Origin of the sequence: Geodermatophilus sp. DF01-2 (genome assembly GCF_004571065.1) — a bacterium.
Taxonomy (GTDB): domain Bacteria; phylum Actinomycetota; class Actinomycetes; order Mycobacteriales; family Geodermatophilaceae; genus Geodermatophilus.
Genome location: NZ_SPQN01000054.1, coordinates 12,977 through 31,333 on the forward strand (window position 1 = coordinate 12,977; position 18,357 = coordinate 31,333).

The following is an 18,357-nucleotide window of genomic DNA, read 5'->3' on the forward strand; positions in this document are numbered from 1 at the left end:
CGACCGTGGAGGTGGCGCATGCCCACGCCCGATCGCACTCCCGATCTCCGCCGCAACCTGATCCTGCGCGGCCTGCCGGACGACGAGTACGCCCGCCTGGCGTCGTCCGTGGAGCGGGTCGACCTGGAGGTCAAGGACCTCCTGTACGAGGCGCACAAGCCGTTCGAGTACGCGTACTTCCCGGTCGACTGCGTGCTGTCGCTGCTCTCCAGCGTGGATGGGGAGGCGGCCGTCGAGGTCGCCACGATCGGCTACGAGGGCGTCTCGGGGCTGCCGGCCTTCCTCGGCAGCCCGGTGAGCCCGCACGACAGCGTCTGTCAGGTCGCCGGGACGGCGCTGCGACTGTCCATCACCGACCTGCGGACCTTCCTCGGCAGGGACGGCGCGCTGCACGACCTCATGCACCGCTACACGCAGGCGATGATGGTGCAGCTGTCCCAGAACGTCGCCTGCAACCGGCTGCACACCACCGAGGAACGGTGCGCCCGTTGGCTGCTGCAGACCCGCGACCGGGTCGGCGTCGACGACTTCGGCCTCACCCAGGAGTTCCTCGCGCAGATGCTCGGCGTCCGCCGGGGCACGGTGTCGCTCACCGCGGGGGTCCTGCAGCAGGCCGGGCTCATCCGCTACAGCCGCGGGCGGATCTCGGTCGTCGACGCCGAGGCCCTGCACGGCGCTGCATGCGAGTGCTACGACCTGGTGCAGGCCGAGTTCGCTCGGCTGATCGGGGCTCCGGAGCTCGCTGGCTGAGCACACCCGGTCAACTGCCGGACTGGCCGTAGAAGACCTGCTCGACGACGCTGCGCGCGTGCCGGGTGGCCCGCCGGTAGTCGTCGAGGAACTGCCCGGGGTCGGCGTCGGGACCGTACCCGCTGGCCCGCGCCACGCCGGCCAGCTCGGTGCCCGGGCGGGGCAGCTGGTCGCTGGGCCGGCCGCGGACGAGGAAGATCGCGTTGCGGGCTCGGCTGGCCAGCTCCCACGCCCTCTGCAGCGCGCCGGCCCGGTCATCGTCGAGCAGCCCGGCGTCGCGCAGCGCGGTCAGCGCGGCTCCCGTGGAGGTGACCCGCAGCTCCGGTCGCTCGGCGGCGTGCTGCAGCTGCAGCAGCTGGACGGTCCACTCGACGTCGGCCAGTCCGCCACGGCCGAGCTTGGTGTGCGTGGTCGGGTCGGCGCCGCGCGGCAGCCGTTCCCGCTCCACCCGCGCCTTGATCCGCCGGATCTCGGCGACCTGCTCGGCGGTCAGCCCGACGGCCGGGTGGCGGATCGGGTCGACCAGCTCGACGAACGCCGTCCCGAGCGCTTCGTCGCCGGCGATCGGGACCGCGCGCAGCAGCGCCTGCACCTCCCACACCGACATCCAGCGGTCGTAGTACTCGCGGTAGGAGTCCAGGCTGCGCACCAGCGCGCCCTGTCGGCCCTCGGGCCGCAGATCGGCGTCGATCTCGAAGGCCGGATCGGGGGCCGGCTCGCCGAGCAGCCGGCGCAGCGTGTGCGCCACCGCGTTGGCCGCCGCGGTCGCCTTGCCGTCCTCGGCACCGGCTCGCGGCCGGTGCACGAACAGCACGTCGGCGTCGGAGCCGTAGCCCATCTCGCCGCCGCCGAGCCGGCCCATGCCGATGACCGCGAGGTCGGTCGGGAGGTCGTCCGGCTCGGTCCCGGCCTCGGCGGCGTGCGCCCGCACCGCGACGTCGAGGCCGACCTGCAGCGTGGCGACGGCGATGTCGGTCAGCGCCCGGCCGACCTGCTCGACGTCGAGCAGGCCGAGCAGGTCCGCGGCGGCGACCCGCAGCAGCTCGTGCCGGCGCAGCCCGCGCAGCACCCGCGCGCCGTCGGCCGGATCCGCGGCCCGGCCGGCGGCCTGCCGCCACGCCCCGGCCAGCGCGGCCGCGGCGCGCGGACGCAGCTCGTCGTCGTCGGCGAGGATGCGCAGCGCCTCGGGGGTGCGGGTCAGCAGCGTGGCGACGTACTGGCTGGAGCCGAGCAGCTGAGCCAGCCGCTCGGCGACCTGCCCCTCGTCGCGCAGCAGCCGCAGGTACCACTGGTTGCCGCCGAGAGCCTCGCTGACCGTGCGGTAGGCCAGCAGTCCGGCGTCGGGGTCGGCGCAGTCGGCGAGGGTCTGCAGCACCACCGGCAGCAGGTACTTCTGCATCGACGCCGACCGCGAGACCCCGCCGGTGAGCGCGGCCATGTGCCGCAGCGCGCCGTCCGGGTCGGCGAAGCCGAGGGCGCGCAGCCAGTCGCCGGCGGCCTTCGAGCCCAGCTGTGCGGCCTCCGGCGGCACCTTCGCCACCGCTGACAGCAGCGGCCGGTAGAAGAGCTTCTCGTGCAGCCGGCGCACCTCGCGGGTGTGCAGCGACAGCTCGGCGTCGAGGACGGCGACGGCGTCCCCTCGGGAGTCGGGCTTGTAGCCCAGCGAGCGGGCCAGCCAGCGCCGCTGCTGCTCGTCGGTGGGCAGCAGGTGGGTACGGCGCAGCCGGAACAGCTGCAGCCGGTGCTCGACGGTGCGCAGGAACCGGTAGGAGGCGATCAGCGTGTCGGCGTCGTCGCGGCCGACGTAGCCGCCGGCACGCAGCGCGTGCAGCGCCGGCAGCGTGCCGCCCACCCGCAGCGACGGGTCGACCCGCCCGTGCACCAGCTGCAGCAGCTGGACGGCGAACTCGACGTCGCGCAGGCCGCCGCGGCCGAGCTTGAGCTCCCGCTCGACCTGCGCCGGGGGGATGTTCTCCAGCACCCGGCGGCGCATCGCCTGCACCTCGGCGACGAAGCCGGGCCGCTCGCCGGCCTGCCAGACCAGCGGGAACAGCTCCTCGACGTACTGCCGCCCGAGGTCGGGGTCGCCGGCGACCGGGCGCATCTTCAGCAGGGCCTGGAACTCCCAGGTGCTGGCCCACTGCCGGTAGTAGGCGGCGTGCCCGTGCAGCGTGCGGACCAGCGCGCCGGCCTTGCCCTCGGGCCGCAGCGCGGCGTCGACCTCCCAGGCCGCCTCGCGGCAGATCCGCAGGAGTGCGGCGGCGACCCGGGTGGCGCTCTTCAGTGCCGGCGCCTCCGCCTCGGCGGGGTCGACCGGCTCGGCGACGAACACCACGTCGACGTCGCTGACGTAGTTGAGCTCCCGGCCGCCGCACTTGCCCAGCCCGATGACCGCCAGCCGGCACGCGGGGGCGTCGGCCGGCTGCTCGGCGACCGCGATCGCCAGCCCCGCGGTGAGGACGGCGGCGGCGATGTCGGCGAGCTCGGCGGCGACGTCCTCGGCGGGCAGGCCCTCACCGAGGTCGCGGCCGGCGAGGGAGAGCACCGCCCGCCGGTAGGCCAGCCGCAGGTCGGCGACCCGCTGCGGGCCGGCGTCCGGCGCGGCCCTGCCCAGCTGCACGCCCCACGGCGGGTCGTCGGGGTCGGCGCCGACGGCGGCCAGCAGCTGCCGCTCCAGCGCCTGCGGGGTCGGTCGCGCGCTGCCCCCGGAGATGCCGTCGCCGTCGCCGTCGCCGTCGAGGACGGTCCAGTCGCCGGGGTGGGCGGCCAGGTGGTCGGCCAGGCCGGAGCTGGCGCCCAGCACCGCGAGCAGCCGGGCCCGCAGCAGCGCCGAGCCGCGCAGTCGGGCCAGCAGCGCGGCGGCCGAGCCGCCGGTGGGGTCGGCGGAGTCCAGCGACTCGACGAGCCGGCGCAGCGACCGGACGGCGAGGTCGGGGTCGCCGGTGCGGGCCGCTGCTGCGACAACGGGACCGGCCTCGGGGTCGGCCGGCTCGTTGCGCTCGAGGTCCCACAGCCCCATCTCCGGCGCGGACAGCAGGCGGGCGGCCCGCTCGCCGTCGACGAACCCGAAGCGCACCAGCCGGACGACCGCCCGGCGCGGCACCTCCGGCGCGCTCGCGGTCACGACGCGGCCGCCCCGGCCCGGGCGCGACTGCGGACCAGGTCGGCGAAGCGACCGGCGAACGGCGCCCACACCTCCTCGAGATCCGGGTGCACCGCGGCCGCGCGGGCGCAGATGGTCTCCCGGTCCAACGGGCTGGCCGCCACACCCACGACGTCCCGCTCGGCCCACTCCTCGACGATCTCCGGCGTCGTCTCGATGTGGAACTGCAGCCCGTAGACGTGCCGGCCCACCCGGAATGCCTGGTGCGCGTACATCGGGCTGCTGGCCAGCAGGGTCGCTCCGCGCGGCAGCTCGGCGATCTCGTCGTGGTGGAACTGGATCACGTCGGGCGACAGCGGCAGCGGGCCGAACAGCGGGTCGGCGTCGGCGGCGTCCCGCTTGGCGACGAGGGTGGCACCGACCTCCGGCCCGCCGACCCCCTTCCGCACGCGGCCGCCGCCGACCTCGGCGAGCAGCTGGGCACCCAGGCAGACCGCCAGGGTGGGGAGGTCGGCCGCCAACGCCTGCGCCAGGAGCCGGCGGACGCCGACCAGCTCGGGGCTGGTCCGCTCGTCGTCCATCGCCGACTGCGGGCCGCCGAGCACGAGCAGCCCGTCGACGCCGTCGAGCGTCGCCGGGAGGTCGTCGCCGCTGCCGGGCCGGCGCTCGTCGAGCTCGAGTCCGGCCTGCGCGAGCCACGCGCCGAGCCGGGCGGGCGGATCGGTCTCGTGCGGGACGACGACGAGCAGGCGGGCGGGGGCGCCGGACATGGCGCCGAGCGTAGTTCGCCGCCGCGCCGTCCCCTGCCCTGCCGGTCCGGCGCACGGCGACCCGGTCTCCCCCACACTGCTACGGCGGTGAGTGCAGGTGCATTCACCGCCGTAGCGGCGGCGAGACAACTGTCGGTCCCTGCAGACACCGACAGCTGAGGAACGGCCCTCCTGCGGGGCCCGCTGCGAGCGTGCGAGCGGCGGGGGGCAGGAGGTCCGCTTCAGAGGCCGGGCAGGTACCGCCTGAGTTCCCAGGGGGTCACGTTCTGCCGGTAGGCGTTGAACTCGGCCCACTTGTTGCGCAGGAAGAACTCGAAGACGTGCTCGCCGAGCGCCTCGGCGACCAGCTCGCTGCCCTGCATGGCGGTGAGCGCCTCGCCGAGGGACACCGGGAGGTCCTCGTAGCCGGCGGCGCGGCGTTCGGTGTCGGTGAGCGACCAGACGTCGTCCTCGGCCTCCGGCGGCAGCTCGTAACCCTTCTCGACTCCCCGAAGCCCGGCGGCCAGCAGGACGGCGAAGGTGAGGTAGGGGTTGCACGCGGAGTCCGGCGAGCGCACCTCGACCCGCGCCGACTGGCCCTTGTTCGGCTTGTAGGAGGGCAGCCGCACCAGCGCCGACCGATTGGCCCGGCCCCAGGTGGCCGCCGTCGGCGCCTCGGTGCCGGCCAGCAGCCGCCGGTAGGAGTTGACCGTCTGGTTGGTGACGGCGGTGTACTCCTTGGCGTGGGTGAGCAGCCCGGCGATGAACTGCTTGCCCGTCGTCGACAGCCGCATCGGGTCCGCCTGGTCGTGGAAGGCGTTGCGGTCGCCCTCGAACAGCGACAGGTGGGTGTGCATCGCGGAGCCGGCCAGGTCGGTGAACGGCTTGGGCATGAAGGTGGCGTGCACGCCCTGGGCCAGCGCGACCTCCCTGACGACGTGCCGCAGCGTCATGATGTTGTCGGCCATCGACAGCGCGTCGGCGTAGCGCAGGTCGATCTCCTGCTGACCGGGCGCGACCTCGTGGTGGCTGAACTCCACCGAGATCCCCATCGCCTCGAGCGCGAAGACCGCCTCGCGGCGGAAGTCGTGGGCCACGTTGTGCGTGGAGAGGTCGAAGTAGCCGCCGTTGTCGGCCGGCTCGGGCGGGCTGCCGTCGGTCGGCTCGTCCTTGAGCAGGAAGAACTCGACCTCGGGGTGGGTGTAGAAGGTGAAGCCCATGTCGGCGGCCTTCGACAGCGCCCGGCGCAGCACGTGCCGGGGGTCGGCCCAGGACGGCGAGCCGTCGGGCAGCGTGAGGTCGCAGAACATCCGCGCGGTGTCGCTCGGTTGCCCCTTGGCGGCCGGCATCACCTGGAAGGTGCCCGGGTCGGGCTTGGCGAGCATGTCGGACTCGTAGACGCGGGCGAAGCCCTCGATCGCCGAGCCGTCGAAGCCGATGCCCTCGGCGAAGGCCGCCTCGATCTCCGCGGGGGCGACGGCCACGGCCTTGAGGTAGCCCGAGACGTCGGTGAACCACAGCCGCACGAAGCGGATGTCGCGTTCCTCGAGGGTGCGCAGGACGAACTCCTGCTGTCGGTCCATGCTCGCCATGATCGCGTCCAGTCGTTTCCGGGATGTGACGTGCTGCCCCAGCCTGCCCCGTCCGGAGCTCCGGCACACGGCTCGTGGCCACGCGCCGGAACCGTGTCGCGGGCGGCCGCTCCCCCGCCTGGCCGGGGCGTCGGGACGGCGGCCAGGATGGGGCCGTGAACGGATCCGCGCCGGTGCAGCTCCGGGTGGCCCTGGCCCAGGTCGACACGCGCGTCGGCGACATCGACGGCAACGCCGAGCTGGTGACCCGCTGGACGGCGGACGCGGCCCAGGCAGGCGCCCACGTCGTCGTCTTCCCGGAGATGACGCTGACCGGATACCCCGCCGAGGACCTCGTGCTGCGCGAGTCCTTCGCCGAGTCCAGCGAGACCACGCTCGTCGACCTCGCCGCCACCCTGGCCGAGCGGGGCCTCGGCGGCACCGCCGTCGTCGTCGGCTACCTGGCGCACACCGAGGGCAGCGGCCCGGCGCCGGCCGAGTCGATGCCCGCCGACGACGACCACCCGGCCGACGCCAACCCGCGCCGCGGCGCACCGCGCAACGCCGCCGCGCTGCTGCACGGCGGCGAGGTCGTCGTCCGCTACCACAAGCGGCACCTGCCCAACTACGGTGTATTCGACGAGGCCCGCTACTTCGTGCCCGGCACCGAGCTGCCGGTCGTGCGGCTGCACGGCGTGGACCTCGCGCTGATCGTCTGCGAGGACCTCTGGGTCGAGGGCGGCCCGTGCGGCGTGGCCGGGCAGGCCGGTGTCGACCTGGTGCTCTCGCCCAACGCCTCGCCCTACGAGCGGGCCAAGGACGACCTGCGGCTGCCGCTGGTCCGCCGCCGGGCGGCCGAGGCGCGGGCGACGATCGTCTACTGCAACCAGGTCGGCGGCCAGGACGAGCTGGTCTTCGACGGCGATTCGATGGCGGTCGCGGCCGACGGCGAGCTGCTCGGCCGCGCACCGCAGTTCGTCGAGCACCTGATGTGCGTCGACCTGCGGATCGACCCGTCGGCCGTGCCCGAGCGGCGCGCGGGCCGGATCGGGCCGATGACGGTCACCCGGCACGTGCTCACCGAGGAGCCGGTGCCGCCGTTCGAGGCGCGTCCGGCGTCGGTGGCCGAGCCGCTGTCGGACTGCGAGGAGGTCTGGCGGGCGCTGGTCCTGGGCCTGCGGGACTTCATCGACAAGAACGGCTTCCCCTCGGTGGTGCTCGGCCTCTCCGGCGGCATCGACTCGGCCGTCTGCGCCGCCCTCGCCGTCGATGCGCTGGGCGCCGACCGGGTGCACGGCGTCGGGCTGCCGTCGAAGCACTCCAGCGAGCACTCCCTGGCCGACGCCGAGGACCTGGCTCGGCGGACCGGGCTGCACTATTCGATCGTCCCGATCGCGCCGATGGTGGACGCCTACCACTCGTCGGTGGAGCTGTCCGGGGTCGCCGCGGAGAACCTGCAGGCGCGGGTGCGTGGGACGCTGCTCATGGGGCTGTCCAACCAGCACGGGCACCTGCTGCTGACCACCGGCAACAAGAGCGAGGTCGCCGTCGGCTACTCGACGCTCTACGGCGACTCGGCCGGCGGCTTCGCCCCCATCAAGGACGTTCCCAAGACCCTGGTGTGGGACCTGGCCCGGTGGCGCAACGAGTACGCCCGCCGACGCGGGGAGACCGAGCCGATCCCGCAGAACTCGATCGAGAAGCCGCCGTCGGCCGAGCTCGCGCCCGGTCAGGTCGACACCGACTCGCTGCCCTCCTACGAGGAGCTCGACGCCGTCGTCGCCGACTACGTCGACCGCGACCTCGGGATGGCCGAGCTGCTCGAGCGGGGCCACGACCCGGAGGTGGTGGCGCGGGTGCTGCGGCTGGTCGACGCCGCCGAGTTCAAGCGCCGGCAGTCCGCGCCCGGGACGAAGATCAGCCTCAAGGCGTTCGGCCGCGACCGGCGCCTGCCGATCACCAACCGGTGGCGGGAGACGCTCCCCACCGTCCGCGGAGGAGCGTCGTGGACGAGCTCGCGAGTTCAGCAAGGAGGCACAGCACACACATGACCGAATCGGTGCTCTACGGCGGCAAGTCGACCGCTCGGGTGCGGGTGCACCACCTGCAGCAGGCCAAGGAGCGCGGCGAGAAGTGGGCGATGCTCACCGCCTACGACACGTTCAGCGCCGCGATCTTCGAGGAGGCCGGCATCCCGGTGATGCTGGTCGGCGACTCCTCCGGCAACGTCGTCCTCGGGCACACCTCGACCGTGCCGGTCACCGTCGAGGACATCCTGGTGATGACCAAGGCGGTCACCCGCTCGACGAAGCGGTCGCTGATCGTAGCCGACCTGCCCTTCGGCAGCTACGAGTCGACGCCTCAGCAGGCATTCGACACCGCCGTCCGGATGATGAAGGAGGGCGGGGCGCAGGCGGTCAAGCTCGAGGGTGGGGTGCGGGTGGCGCCGCAGATCGAGCTGCTGCACGACTCGGGCATCCCGGTGATGGCGCACATCGGCTTCACGCCGCAGAGCGAGCACGCCCTCGGCGGGTACCGGGTGCAGGGCCGCGGGGCCGGCGCGGACAAGCTGCTGGTCGACGCGCACGCCGTCCAGGAGGCCGGGGCCTTCGCCGTCGTCCTGGAGATGGTGCCCGCCGAGCTCGCCGCCCAGGTGACCAAGGAGCTGGCCATCCCGACCATCGGCATCGGCGCCGGCGTCGACTGCGACGCCCAGGTGCTCGTCTGGCCGGACATGGCCGGTCTGACCAGCGGGCGGGTGCCGCGCTTCGTCAAGAAGTACGCCGACCTGCGCGGCGAGCTGCTGCGCGCCGCGCGCGAGTACGCCGACGAGGTCCGCGACGGCGTCTTCCCCGGCCCCGATCACTCCTTCGAGTAACCCACCGCGGGCTCGGCCGAGTGGGCAGTCGAGGTCGCCGACACGCACGGACACGCCACCCCGTGCGACCGCAACTGCTCATTCGTGCCGGGGACGCCGGTCCAGCCGGGGGCCTGGCTCGCCATCGGACGCGTGTGGGTCTGCGATCGAGCCGTGCCGCGCCGCGCCGCGGCTCGTCCGGCCGCACGCGGAGCGTCCTCACCGTGATCGCGGTGGTCGTCGGCGACCGCGATCACAGCGCCGGCAACACCTCAGACGTCGGTGACGCGGATCCCGGCGTGCGCCTTGTACCGGCGGTTGACCGACACGAGGTTGATGGTCAGCGCCTCGACCTGGCGGGCGTTGCGCAGCCGGCCGGCGTAGATGCCGCGCATGCCGGGCAGCCGGCCGGCCAGTGCCTGCACGACGTCGGTCGCCTCCCGGACGTCGCCGACGACCATCACGTCGCCGTCCAGGGTGGGCGTGGAGAGGTCCTCGAGCAGCACCGCCGACAGGTGGTGGAAGGCGCCGACCACGTGCGAGTCGGGCAGCAGCGCGGCGGCCTGCTGGGCGACCGACCCCTCGGGGACGTCGAGCACGTAGGCGCCGAGCTCGTCGAACGCCATGGGGACGACGCAGTCGACGACGACCTTTCCGGCCAGCGGGGTGGCCAGCTCGGCCAGGGTGTCGGCGTGGCCCGCGTACGGGACGGCGACGATGACCAGGTCGGCCGCCCCGGCGACGTCGACGTTGGAGCCGCCGGTCACGGAGACGTCGATGCCGCCAGCCGCCGCGGTCGCCCGCTCGGCCACCGACGCGGCGACCTCACCGGCCCGCTCGGCGTCCCGCGAGCCCAGCAGCACGCGCTGCCCGGCCGCGGCCAGCCGCACGGCGAGCCCGCGGCCCTGCGGACCGGTGCCCCCGAGCACGCCGACGACCAGGTCCTCCACCGAGCGTCCGTCGGTCACGTCCCACCTCCTGCGCCGCCGGACCACCCGGCGTCCCGCCGCCGATCATGCCCTGGCGCCCAGGAGGCCCCGTCCCGAGGCTCGCCGCGGCCCCGTCCCGGGCACCGCCCTGAGCTGGCGAAGGGCGGGGAGGACGCGGTCTTTCAACGGTGAGGGGGACGGGGTCCTTTCTCAGCCGCCTTCCCACCTGCGGTCCTCGGCGGTCAGCCGCTCCTCGCGCTCGGCCACCGACTGCAGCGCGTGCTCGGCCTCCTCGCGGGTCTCGTAGGGACCGAGGCGGTGCCGCTCGGCGCAGCCGTCCCGGTCCTCCACGGCGTGGTGCTTGAGGCAGTAGAACCACGGTCCCTGCGCCATGTCGTCCTCCTCGAGTCGTCGTCCGTCCCCTTCCCTTCCCGCTCAGACGTCGACCATCACCTGGTCGTGCGAGCCGGGCGTGACCATGCGCAGGGCGCTGGTGCCGGCCCCGACCATCGGGGGCTCGGTGAGCCTGCGGACGACGACCGTGCCCGGGTCCGGGTGCGACATGGGCGTCACCCTGGCACCGAGGGGGCGCCATCGACCCGTCCCGACCACTGGGACGACGGGACGACCGTGCGCCGGGAGGCCCTACGGAACCGCTCGGTACGGCATGCTGCCTCCGTGACCGGGGGGCGACGCAGGGACACCGACACACGGCAGGCGGCGTCCGACGTCGCAGTGAGTCGCGGGGTGGAACGCCGGGTGGCCGCCCTGACCCTCGCCGGGCTGCTGTTCCTGGGCGGGGCCATGGGTCTGCTGAACCTGTTCGTGGACGGCGTCCTCCGTCAGGGCGCCTCGACCTGGGCGTACGGCGCCACGATGGCGCTGCTCATGGGGCTGGCCGTCTGGCTGGCGCTGGGCCGGCGGGTCGGCCGCTGGGAGACCTTCGCGCTGGTGCTGCTCGGCGACCTGGTCTACGTGGTCGTCGCGATGTGCATCGCGGACCCGGTCCGCTACGCGACACCGCTCATGCTCCTGTTCGCCGCGTTCGTGGCGGCCTGGTTCCTCGGCCCGTGGATGCTCGGCATCAACATGGTGACCACCGTGCTGGCCTGTCTCGCCGCGATGTGGAGCAGCTACGACAGCCCCCTCGGGCTCGCCGTCCAGGTGGGGGTCAACGCCGGCGTGCTCAACGCGGCGTCCTTCGGCGTCTACGTCCTCCGCCGCCGCGTGCAACGGCTGCTGGAGGCCACCCAGGCGCTCTCCCACCAGGACCCGCTCACCGGGCTGTCCAACCGGCGCCACCTCGTCGAGCAGGCACCGCGGGTGTGGCGGCAGGCCCGCCGCGAGGGGTCCCGCGTGGCGGCCATGGTGCTGGACCTCGACCACTTCAAGCAGCTCAACGACGCCCACGGGCACGCCGCCGGTGACGCGGTGCTGCGGGCGGTGGCGGCGTCGCTGGCGTCCACCGTGCGGCCCAGCGACGTGCTGGCGCGGATCGGCGGCGAGGAGCTCATCGTGCTCGGCCTGGTCAGCGACCCGTCCGAGGCCCACCAGCTGGCTGAGCGGCTGCGCACGGCGGTGTCCACCAGCCGCACGGACGACGGGCACTCGGTGACCGCCTCGATCGGCATCGCGCTGGTCCGCCCGGTCGACGGCGAGGACGCCGGGGACGCGATGTGGCGGCTCATCGACCGCGCCGACGGAGCGATGTACGAGGCGAAGCAGGCGGGGCGGGACCGGGTGGCCGCCGTCCTGCCCCGGCAGCGCAGCGGGCGGCACGCCGACCGCCTCCCGCCGGCGGGCCGCCCGACCGGCGGAGCCGCCTGACAGAGGACCCCTCTGCTCATCACCGCTCGCAGGCTCGCGCCAGGCCCCGTCCAGAGGCTCGCCGCGGCCCCGTCCCGGGCACCGCTCGGAGCTTGCGAAGGGCGGGGAGGACGGGGTCCCTTCAACGGTGAGGAGGACGGGGTCCTTCTGCCTGCAGAGGGGCCGCACCGCTCGACCGGTGCGGACGCCGGTTCTCTGCTTCCCTGTCTGCATGACGCTCGTCGCGCCGGACCCGACCCGGACGGTGCCGCTGCCGCTCCGTGCGCAGGCCGACGTCCGCGACCGGTGGCTGACCCAGCGGCTGCTCGACCTCCTCCCCGGCCTCATGGACCGCGCCGGCATCGACCTGTGGCTGGTCGTCGGGCGCGAGTACAACGAGGACCCGGTGCTGGCCACGCTGTTGCCGGCCACCTGGCTCTCGGCCCGGCGGCGCACGATCCTCGTGCTGCACCGCAGCGACGACGGCGTCACCGCCGCCGCCGTCTCCCGGTACCCGGTGGGCCAGTTCCTGCCGGCCTGGTCCCCGGAGGAGGACGGGCGACCGGCCGAGGAGTCCCAGTGGGCCGAGGTGCGCCGCATCGTCGAGCAGGCCGCCCCGCGGCGGATCGGCATCGACGTCTCCACCGACTTCGCCCTGGCCGACGGCCTGTCGTGCACCGAGCACCGGCTGATCGCCGAGGCACTGGGCCCGTGGGCCGACCGGCTGGCCTCGGCCGAGGAGCTCGCGGTCGGCTGGCTGGAGACGCGGCTGCCCGAGGAGATCGCCGCGCTGCACGGACTCAACCGGCTGGTGCGCGAGGTGGTCGAGGAGGCCTTCTCCCCCGCCGTCCTGACCGTCGGCGTCACCACCGCCACCGACCTGGCCTGGTGGCTCCGTCAGCGCCTCGCCGACCTCGGCGTCGAGCCGTGGTTCCACCCGGTGGTCGACCTGCAGCGCACCGCGACGGCGCCGATGGACGAGTACGGCGCGCTGCTGCCCGCCGTCCCCTACGACGTGCCGGTGGAGCCCGGCGACTTGGTGCACTGCGACGTCGGCCTGTCCAGCCTGGGGCTGAAGACCGACAACCAGCGCAACGGCTACGTGCTACGCCGCGGGGAGACCGACGCCCCGGCCGGGCTGCGACGGGCGCTGGCCACGGGCAACCGGCTGCAGGACCTCACGACGGCGGAGCTGCTCGCCGGACGCACCGGCAACGAGGTGCTGGCCGCCGCCCGGTACGCCGCCGCGGCGGAGGGCATCGACGGCGACATCTACTCTCACCCGGTCGGCTTCCACGGCCACGGGGCGGGGCCGGCGATCGGGCGGTGGGACGACCAGCGTGGCGTCCCGGGCGCCGGCGACCGGGTGCTGCGCCCCGACACCGTCTACGCGCTGGAGCTGTGCGTGCGGGTGCCGGTGCCCGAGTGGGGCGGGCAGCCGGTGCGGATGGCCCTGGAGGAGGGCATCGCGCTGACCGAGGACGGCGTGAGCTACCTGGGCGACCGGCAGACCGAGCTGGTCCTCATCCCCGGCGCCTGATCACCCGCAGCAGCAGCTCGCCCGGGCGCACGACCGCGCCGGCGGCGCGGGTCACCGGGCTGGTGGTGACCAGCTGGTCGGCGAACGTGCCGCGCACCCGGCCGGGGCCCGGCGTGGGAGTGTCGAGGTTGTCGGTGCCGTCGTCGGGACGATCGCTGAACTGCAGCCGCGGGGCGACGACCGAGAGGACGGCGTCGGACAGCGCGGGGCTGATTCGTTGCCCGGCGAGGAAGCCGACGGCCGCATCCCCGACCGGGACCTCGCGGCGTGGGTGCACCGAGGCCCGCACGATGGCCTCGGCCACCAGCTCCGGCGCGTAGACCGGCGGCGGCGCCTTGGGCATCCGGCCGTTCTTGCTGCGCGCGTGCTCGAAGAACGGTGTCCCGATGGCGGCCGGCAGGATCGAGACAATCGACACCGGCGAGGACTGCTCGGCCAGCTCTGCGCGCAGGGCGTCGTTGAAGCCGCGGAGCGCGAACTTGCTCGCCGAGTAGGGGGCGTGCATGGGCATCGAGCGGTAGCCCTCGACCGAGACCACGCTGACCAGGACGCCGCCGCTGCGCTCGAGCGCCGGCAGCGCCGCCTGGGTGGCCGAGACGTGGCCGAGGAAGTTGACCTCCATCACCCGCCGGAACTCGTCCAGCGTGATCTCCGGGACGGTGCCGTAGACGCTCACCCCCGGCACGTTGACCCAGGTGTCGATCCGGCCGAGGCGCTGCTCGGCAGTGCTGACCAGCTCCGCGACGGCGGACGGCGAGGTGATGTCGGTGGGGACGGCGACCGCCTCGGCGCCGGCCCGGGTGAGCTCGTCGACCAGCGTGCCCAGCCCTCCTCGCCGCGCGAGGCGACGACGATCCGGGTGCAGCCCTGCCGGGCGAACTCCAGCGCCGTCGCCCGCCCGATGCCGCTCGAGGCACCGAGGACGACGACCGCCTGGTCGCGGACGGGTCGTCGGGTGTCAGCCATGGTCCCGGGCTGCCCGTGACGCGCGGACGCGGAACGCCGCCGGGTCACTTCTCTCGGGCCTCGCGGGTGGCCTTGTCGTTGGCCTTCTGGATGGCGTCGACCAGCTCGTCCTTGTTCATCTTCGACCGGCCGTGGACGTCGAGCCGCTTCGCGACGTCCATCAGGTGCTCCTTGGTGGCGTTGGCGTCGATGCCGCCCTTGGTCTCGCGGTCGGTGTCCCGGCCGCCCTCGGCCTGCGCGTCGCTCGGGCCCTTGTGGTCCTTGGGCTCCCAGTGATCGCCGACCTTCTCGTGCGTGTGCTTGACCGCGGACCAGGCGACCTGGTTCGCCCGCCGCTCGTCGTCGTACTGCTCGGCCGCGGAGTCGTGGGCCTTGGCGAAAGTGCGCTGCGCCTTCTCGTCCGAACGCTGGAGGGTGCTGGGGATCTCGTCCTGCTTGGCGTCGCCGCTCTTCGTCGTCTTCGGCATGCCCCTCCCCTACCCGGGATCACCGCGCCAGGAACGGGACGAGCGCCGCGGCCAGTTCCTCCGGCGCCTCCTCGGCCATGTGGTGGCCGCTGCCGATGCGACCGCCGCCGCGCAGAGAAAGGACCCTCCTGCCCCGCACCGCTCGCAAGCTCGCGGCGGGCCCCTGCAAGAGGGCCGTGGGTGCGCGGGTGGCCGTGCAGGAGCACCCCCGGCGGGCCGTCGCCCCCGGTGCGCACCCGCAGCCGGACGCCGTCCGCCCCGTCGACGGTGCGCTCGTCGAAGCCGTCGAAGAAGGCCACCTCAGGGCTCGGCGAACCGCGACCAGTGGGTCCGTTCGTCGTCGGACATCGCCCGGCTGGTGTCGGTGGCGAAGTCGAACGACACCATGACGACGGAAGCGCGGATGGCGACCTCGTCGTCCTGGACCAGCTCCTGCCGGACGGTGAACGAACTGGTGCCCAGGCGCGTCACGGTGCTGCGCACGCACAGCCGCTCGCCCACCCGGTAGTAGAGCTGGCGCAGGTAGTCGACCTCCAGCCGGGCGAGGATCACGCCCCCGTCGCCCGGCGCTCCCTCGGTCATCGCCAGCCGGGCGTCCTCCAGCAGGCTCAGCGCCCGGGCGTGGTTGACGTGGCCGAGCGAGTCCGGATCCGACCAGCGCAGCTGGACCCAGTGCTCGTGGCCCTCGCTCAGGGCAGGTCCGCGGTGTCCTCGGAGCGCCGGTGGGCGCCCTGGGCGTCGTCCGGGTCGGGGTGGATGGTGCGTTCCTCCGACTCGGCGAGGATCAACTCGGCCGCCGTCTGCTCCATGCCGCTGTCGGCGACCGCCTGCTGCTCCTCCGGCAGGACGGGGTTCGACCGGGTGGCGATGTTGTGCTCGGTGACGTTGGCCAGCGCCTCGGGGCTGGGCTCCTTGTGCGTGGTCATCTCAGAACCGCTCCTGCTCGGTGCCGATGCCCAGGGCGCGGGCGACGTCCTGCACGTTGTCGAACTGCTGGCCCGACGGCAGCCGGCGCAGGTCGGCGAGCACCCGGTCGGGGGTGTTGCCCTCCTCGGCCTTCGCCACGAGCGTGTCGCGATCGGCCGGCCACACCTCCTTGCCGAGGGCCTCGGCGAGCGCCGCCCGGCGCTCGACGTCGCCGGTGGAGGTGCCGGGGGCGGTGGCGGGCTGGTGGGGGTCGGTCACGGTGTGCCTCTCGTCGCTGGGATGGTCACTGGGCCGACGGCGTGGAGTCGTCGGTGTAGCGGAGGATCGCGGCCACCGGGATGTCCCCCGGCATCGCCGACCGCGGGACGACGACCACCCCGGCGGCGGAGGCCACCGTGGCGGCGAGCAGCGCGCCGTCCGCGGGCACCGAGTGCACCTCCTGCACACCGAGGGCGTCCATGTCGCCCTGGTCCACGCCGAGCTCGAGCGGCGAGTTGCCGACGAGCAGCTTCTCGTCGTCGGGCTGGTCGGCGAGCACCAGCGTCTCGACCTGGCCCTTGCGCAGCGCCTCCACCACGGCCGCCGTGCCGGTGACCGCCAGTCCATGCGCGGCTGCGGACTGGATCTTCTCCACCGCGTCGGCCTCGTCGTGCGCCTCGTGCTCGGCGACCAGCTCCGCCGCCCGGCGGTCCACCGGCTCGCGGTCGGCACCGGCGGCCCGGCCGCCCTCGTCCATGGTGACGACGAGGTCCTTCCAGGAGTCACCGGCCCGGTCGGTGAGGATGCTGCGCGCCCGGACCTCCCCGGCAACCAGCACGAACGCCGGCTGCAGCCGACGCGCCAGCGAGGCGACCTGCTCGGCGACCTGGTCGGCGTTGTGGACCCACTGGTCCTCGGCCGTGTTCTGGTACCGCCGCTGGGACCACCCGCCGATGGCGAGCTTGCGCATGTGGAAGGTGCCGCCCTCGACCTCCTCCTGCTGCTCCGGCCGCCCGGCGAGGCTGGCGACGGAGATGTCGGCACCGACGCGGTCGGCGACGACCACGACGTGCGGCACGCGTCCGGCGAGCTGGCGCAGCACGGGCAACAGGTGCGGCTGCGGCGACCACGCGACGACCGGGTCCCGCGGCACGTCGGCGAGCACCTCGTCGAGGACGACGGTGCCGTCGGCCGCCGCGACCACGGCCCGACCCCGCAGCGTGCCGGCCTCCCCGCCCTCGTTGCCCTCGAGGAGCCGGCGGCGGACCGCCTCGACAACTGCCTCGGGAGCCCCCTGCTCCTGGAGCTGCTCGGCCACGGCACGCACCCGCAGCTCCAGCTCCGTGTCGGCGTTCTCGGTGGTGTGCGTGACGTCGGCACACACCGTGGCGTAGGGCCCGGAGTTGTCGAAGACCGGCGCCAGGAAGGACACGTCCATGGGGTGCGGAACACTCCTCGATCGCGGTGGGCTGGGCTGCGGGCCCGCAACCCGGGCGTTCCCGCCTCCGCCGCCTACCCACCGGCCGTGCCCTCACACCCGGTGTCGTCCCCGCGGACCCGGGGTAGGCGGTCGACCATGACCGAGCACGACCAACTGCCGCTGCCCGACTACGACCACCTCCCCGTGGAGGGGCTGGCGTCGCGGATCCGCACGCTGGACGCCACCGGTGTCGAGACGCTGCTGGCGTACGAGCGTGCGCACGCCGACCGGCTGCAGGTGGTGACGATCATGGAGAACCGGCTGGCCGCGCTGCGTGAGGGCGCCCAGCCCTCCGGGGGTGATCCCGCCGCCGCGGCCGCCGACGACCCGGTGCACGCCGCGGGCGGGTCGAAGGTCTCCGAGGCGACGACCGGCCCGGCGATGAACCCGCCGTCCCAGGGCGACCCGACCAACCCCGCGCGGTGACATCGTCGGCCTACCGGCCGACACCGCGACCAAGTGCCGTCCCCAACCGGTGCTGAGCCGCTGCGTCGTCCCTGCGCGGACCCCTCCGGGGCCCACTCGGGACGACATTCCCGAACGTCATCCGAAGGCGTCGACGATGTCGAGGGCGGCGGGGCCGAGCAGCACGATGAACAGCGTCGGCAGGATGCACAGGATCAGCGGGAAGATCACCTTGACCGGGATCTGCATCGCCTTCTCCTCGGCCCGCTGCCGCCGTTTGAGCCGCATCTCCGCGGCCTGGGTGCGCAGCACGTCGGCGATCGAGACGCCGTACGCGTCGGCCTGCACGACCGCGCGGATGAACCGGCGCAGGTCGGGCACCGCCGTCCGCTCGGCCAGCGCCAGGTAGGCCTCGCGGCGCGGCTGGCCGACGGCGATGTCCTGCAGCGTGCGCACCAGCTCCTCGGCGAGCGGGCCGCGGCCGTTGCGCCCGGCCCGGGCCATCGCCGCCTCGAACCCGAGCCCCGCCTCCACCGCGATGGTCATCTGGTCGAGGGTGTCGGCCAGCTCCAGCGCGATCGCCTGCTGCCGCTCCTGGCCACGGCTGTGGAGCAGCAGCTCGGGCACCACGTAGGCCACCCCGGTGACGACGACGGCCATCCCCACGGTCAGTGCGCCGGGGCGGGCCGCCACCACGAGCACGCCGAGCGCCGCGGCCACGGCGGCGAGCACCAGCTTCGCGGCCACCAGCCGGGGCACCGGCCACTCCGCGGGGCGCCCGGCCGCACCGGCCAGCCGGTTGAGCCGGGCCACGGTGCCGGCCGGGGT

Annotated in this window: 19 protein-coding genes; 6 read left to right on the forward strand and 13 right to left on the reverse strand. The window is 74.3% G+C overall.

Features of this window, described 5'->3' with window-relative positions:
* The first annotated feature begins 18 nt into the window (after positions 1-18).
* A complete protein-coding gene (locus E4P41_RS14475) occupies positions 19-750 on the forward strand; it encodes a Crp/Fnr family transcriptional regulator (RefSeq protein WP_135141984.1) in 732 nt (243 codons plus the stop codon).
* 10 nt (positions 751-760) lie between these two features.
* On the opposite strand, the gene E4P41_RS14480 is transcribed toward E4P41_RS14475, so the two are convergent.
* The 3 genes from E4P41_RS14480 to glnA form a co-directional block, all read right to left on the reverse strand.
* On the reverse strand, positions 761-3,874 hold the full coding sequence (locus tag E4P41_RS14480) for a bifunctional [glutamine synthetase] adenylyltransferase/[glutamine synthetase]-adenylyl-L-tyrosine phosphorylase (protein WP_135141985.1): 3,114 nt from the start codon (positions 3,872-3,874) through the stop codon (positions 761-763).
* Complete coding sequence (locus tag E4P41_RS14485; RefSeq protein WP_135141986.1) at positions 3,871-4,623, reverse strand: type 1 glutamine amidotransferase; 753 nt, start codon at positions 4,621-4,623, stop codon at positions 3,871-3,873. The genes E4P41_RS14480 and E4P41_RS14485 overlap by 4 nt, the downstream gene beginning before the upstream one ends.
* 221 nt (positions 4,624-4,844) lie before the next feature.
* Positions 4,845-6,185 carry a type I glutamate--ammonia ligase gene (gene glnA / locus E4P41_RS14490; RefSeq protein WP_167761094.1) on the reverse strand — a complete coding sequence of 447 codons (1,341 nt, stop codon included), beginning with the start codon at positions 6,183-6,185 and terminating at the stop codon, positions 4,845-4,847.
* 164 nt (positions 6,186-6,349) lie between these two features.
* On the opposite strand from glnA, the gene E4P41_RS14495 reads away from it, so the two are divergent.
* Together E4P41_RS14495 and panB are read left to right on the forward strand one after the other, a co-directional pair.
* The gene (locus tag E4P41_RS14495) at positions 6,350-8,224 is read left to right on the forward strand and encodes an NAD+ synthase (RefSeq protein ID WP_135141988.1); all 1,875 of its coding nucleotides are present in this window, start codon (positions 6,350-6,352) and stop codon (positions 8,222-8,224) included.
* Positions 8,221-9,051 (forward strand): 3-methyl-2-oxobutanoate hydroxymethyltransferase, encoded by an 831-nt coding sequence (gene panB, locus E4P41_RS14500; protein ID WP_135141989.1) that lies wholly within the window; start codon positions 8,221-8,223, stop codon positions 9,049-9,051. Before E4P41_RS14495 ends, panB begins: the two co-directional genes overlap by 4 nt.
* A 251-nt stretch (positions 9,052-9,302) precedes the next feature.
* On the opposite strand, the gene npdG is transcribed toward panB, so the two are convergent.
* From npdG to E4P41_RS23675, 3 genes are all read right to left on the reverse strand, one after another.
* Positions 9,303-9,998: an NADPH-dependent F420 reductase gene (npdG, locus tag E4P41_RS14505; protein WP_135141990.1), complete on the reverse strand. Its 696-nt coding sequence runs from the start codon at positions 9,996-9,998 to the stop codon at positions 9,303-9,305.
* A 171-nt stretch (positions 9,999-10,169) separates the two neighbouring features.
* Positions 10,170-10,352, reverse strand: a complete 183-nt coding sequence (locus E4P41_RS14510) for a hypothetical protein (protein WP_135141991.1) — start codon at positions 10,350-10,352, stop codon at positions 10,170-10,172.
* Between the two features lie 42 nt (positions 10,353-10,394).
* The gene (locus tag E4P41_RS23675) at positions 10,395-10,523 is read right to left on the reverse strand and encodes a hypothetical protein (protein WP_280660700.1); all 129 of its coding nucleotides are present in this window, start codon (positions 10,521-10,523) and stop codon (positions 10,395-10,397) included.
* Between the two features lie 195 nt (positions 10,524-10,718).
* On the opposite strand from E4P41_RS23675, the gene E4P41_RS14520 reads away from it, so the two are divergent.
* Both E4P41_RS14520 and E4P41_RS23680 read left to right on the forward strand, forming a co-directional pair.
* Complete coding sequence (locus E4P41_RS14520; RefSeq protein ID WP_245177351.1) at positions 10,719-11,786, forward strand: GGDEF domain-containing protein; 1,068 nt, start codon at positions 10,719-10,721, stop codon at positions 11,784-11,786.
* Between the two features lie 211 nt (positions 11,787-11,997).
* The gene (locus E4P41_RS23680; RefSeq protein ID WP_135141992.1) at positions 11,998-13,305 is read left to right on the forward strand and encodes a M24 family metallopeptidase; all 1,308 of its coding nucleotides are present in this window, start codon (positions 11,998-12,000) and stop codon (positions 13,303-13,305) included.
* Here E4P41_RS23680 and E4P41_RS14530 read toward each other — a convergent pair.
* The 6 genes from E4P41_RS14530 to E4P41_RS14560 form a co-directional block, all read right to left on the reverse strand.
* On the reverse strand, positions 13,289-14,170 hold the full coding sequence (locus E4P41_RS14530) for an SDR family oxidoreductase (protein ID WP_209307723.1): 882 nt from the start codon (positions 14,168-14,170) through the stop codon (positions 13,289-13,291). The genes E4P41_RS23680 and E4P41_RS14530 overlap by 17 nt on opposite strands.
* Before the next feature lie 145 nt (positions 14,171-14,315).
* On the reverse strand, positions 14,316-14,738 hold the full coding sequence (locus tag E4P41_RS14535; protein ID WP_135141993.1) for a ChaB family protein: 423 nt from the start codon (positions 14,736-14,738) through the stop codon (positions 14,316-14,318).
* Positions 14,739-15,038: 300 nt separating this feature from the next.
* Positions 15,039-15,431: a thioesterase family protein gene (locus E4P41_RS14545; protein ID WP_135141994.1), complete on the reverse strand. Its 393-nt coding sequence runs from the start codon at positions 15,429-15,431 to the stop codon at positions 15,039-15,041.
* Entirely contained in the window at positions 15,428-15,664 is a 237-nt protein-coding gene (locus E4P41_RS14550) for a hypothetical protein (RefSeq protein WP_135141995.1), read from the reverse strand. The genes E4P41_RS14545 and E4P41_RS14550 overlap by 4 nt, the downstream gene beginning before the upstream one ends.
* Before the next feature lies 1 nt (position 15,665).
* Entirely contained in the window at positions 15,666-15,923 is a 258-nt protein-coding gene (locus tag E4P41_RS14555) for a DUF2795 domain-containing protein (RefSeq protein ID WP_135141996.1), read from the reverse strand.
* Between the two features lie 25 nt (positions 15,924-15,948).
* Positions 15,949-17,082 (reverse strand): Vms1/Ankzf1 family peptidyl-tRNA hydrolase, encoded by a 1,134-nt coding sequence (locus tag E4P41_RS14560; protein ID WP_135141997.1) that lies wholly within the window; start codon positions 17,080-17,082, stop codon positions 15,949-15,951.
* 138 nt (positions 17,083-17,220) lie between these two features.
* Here E4P41_RS14560 and E4P41_RS14565 point away from each other — a divergent pair, with 138 nt between their 5' ends.
* Positions 17,221-17,550 carry a hypothetical protein gene (locus E4P41_RS14565; RefSeq protein ID WP_135141998.1) on the forward strand — a complete coding sequence of 110 codons (330 nt, stop codon included), beginning with the start codon at positions 17,221-17,223 and terminating at the stop codon, positions 17,548-17,550.
* 117 nt (positions 17,551-17,667) lie between these two features.
* Here E4P41_RS14565 and E4P41_RS14570 read toward each other — a convergent pair.
* Positions 17,668-18,357 (reverse strand): type II secretion system F family protein (locus E4P41_RS14570; protein ID WP_135141999.1); only part of this gene is annotated, 690 nt, incomplete at its 5' end.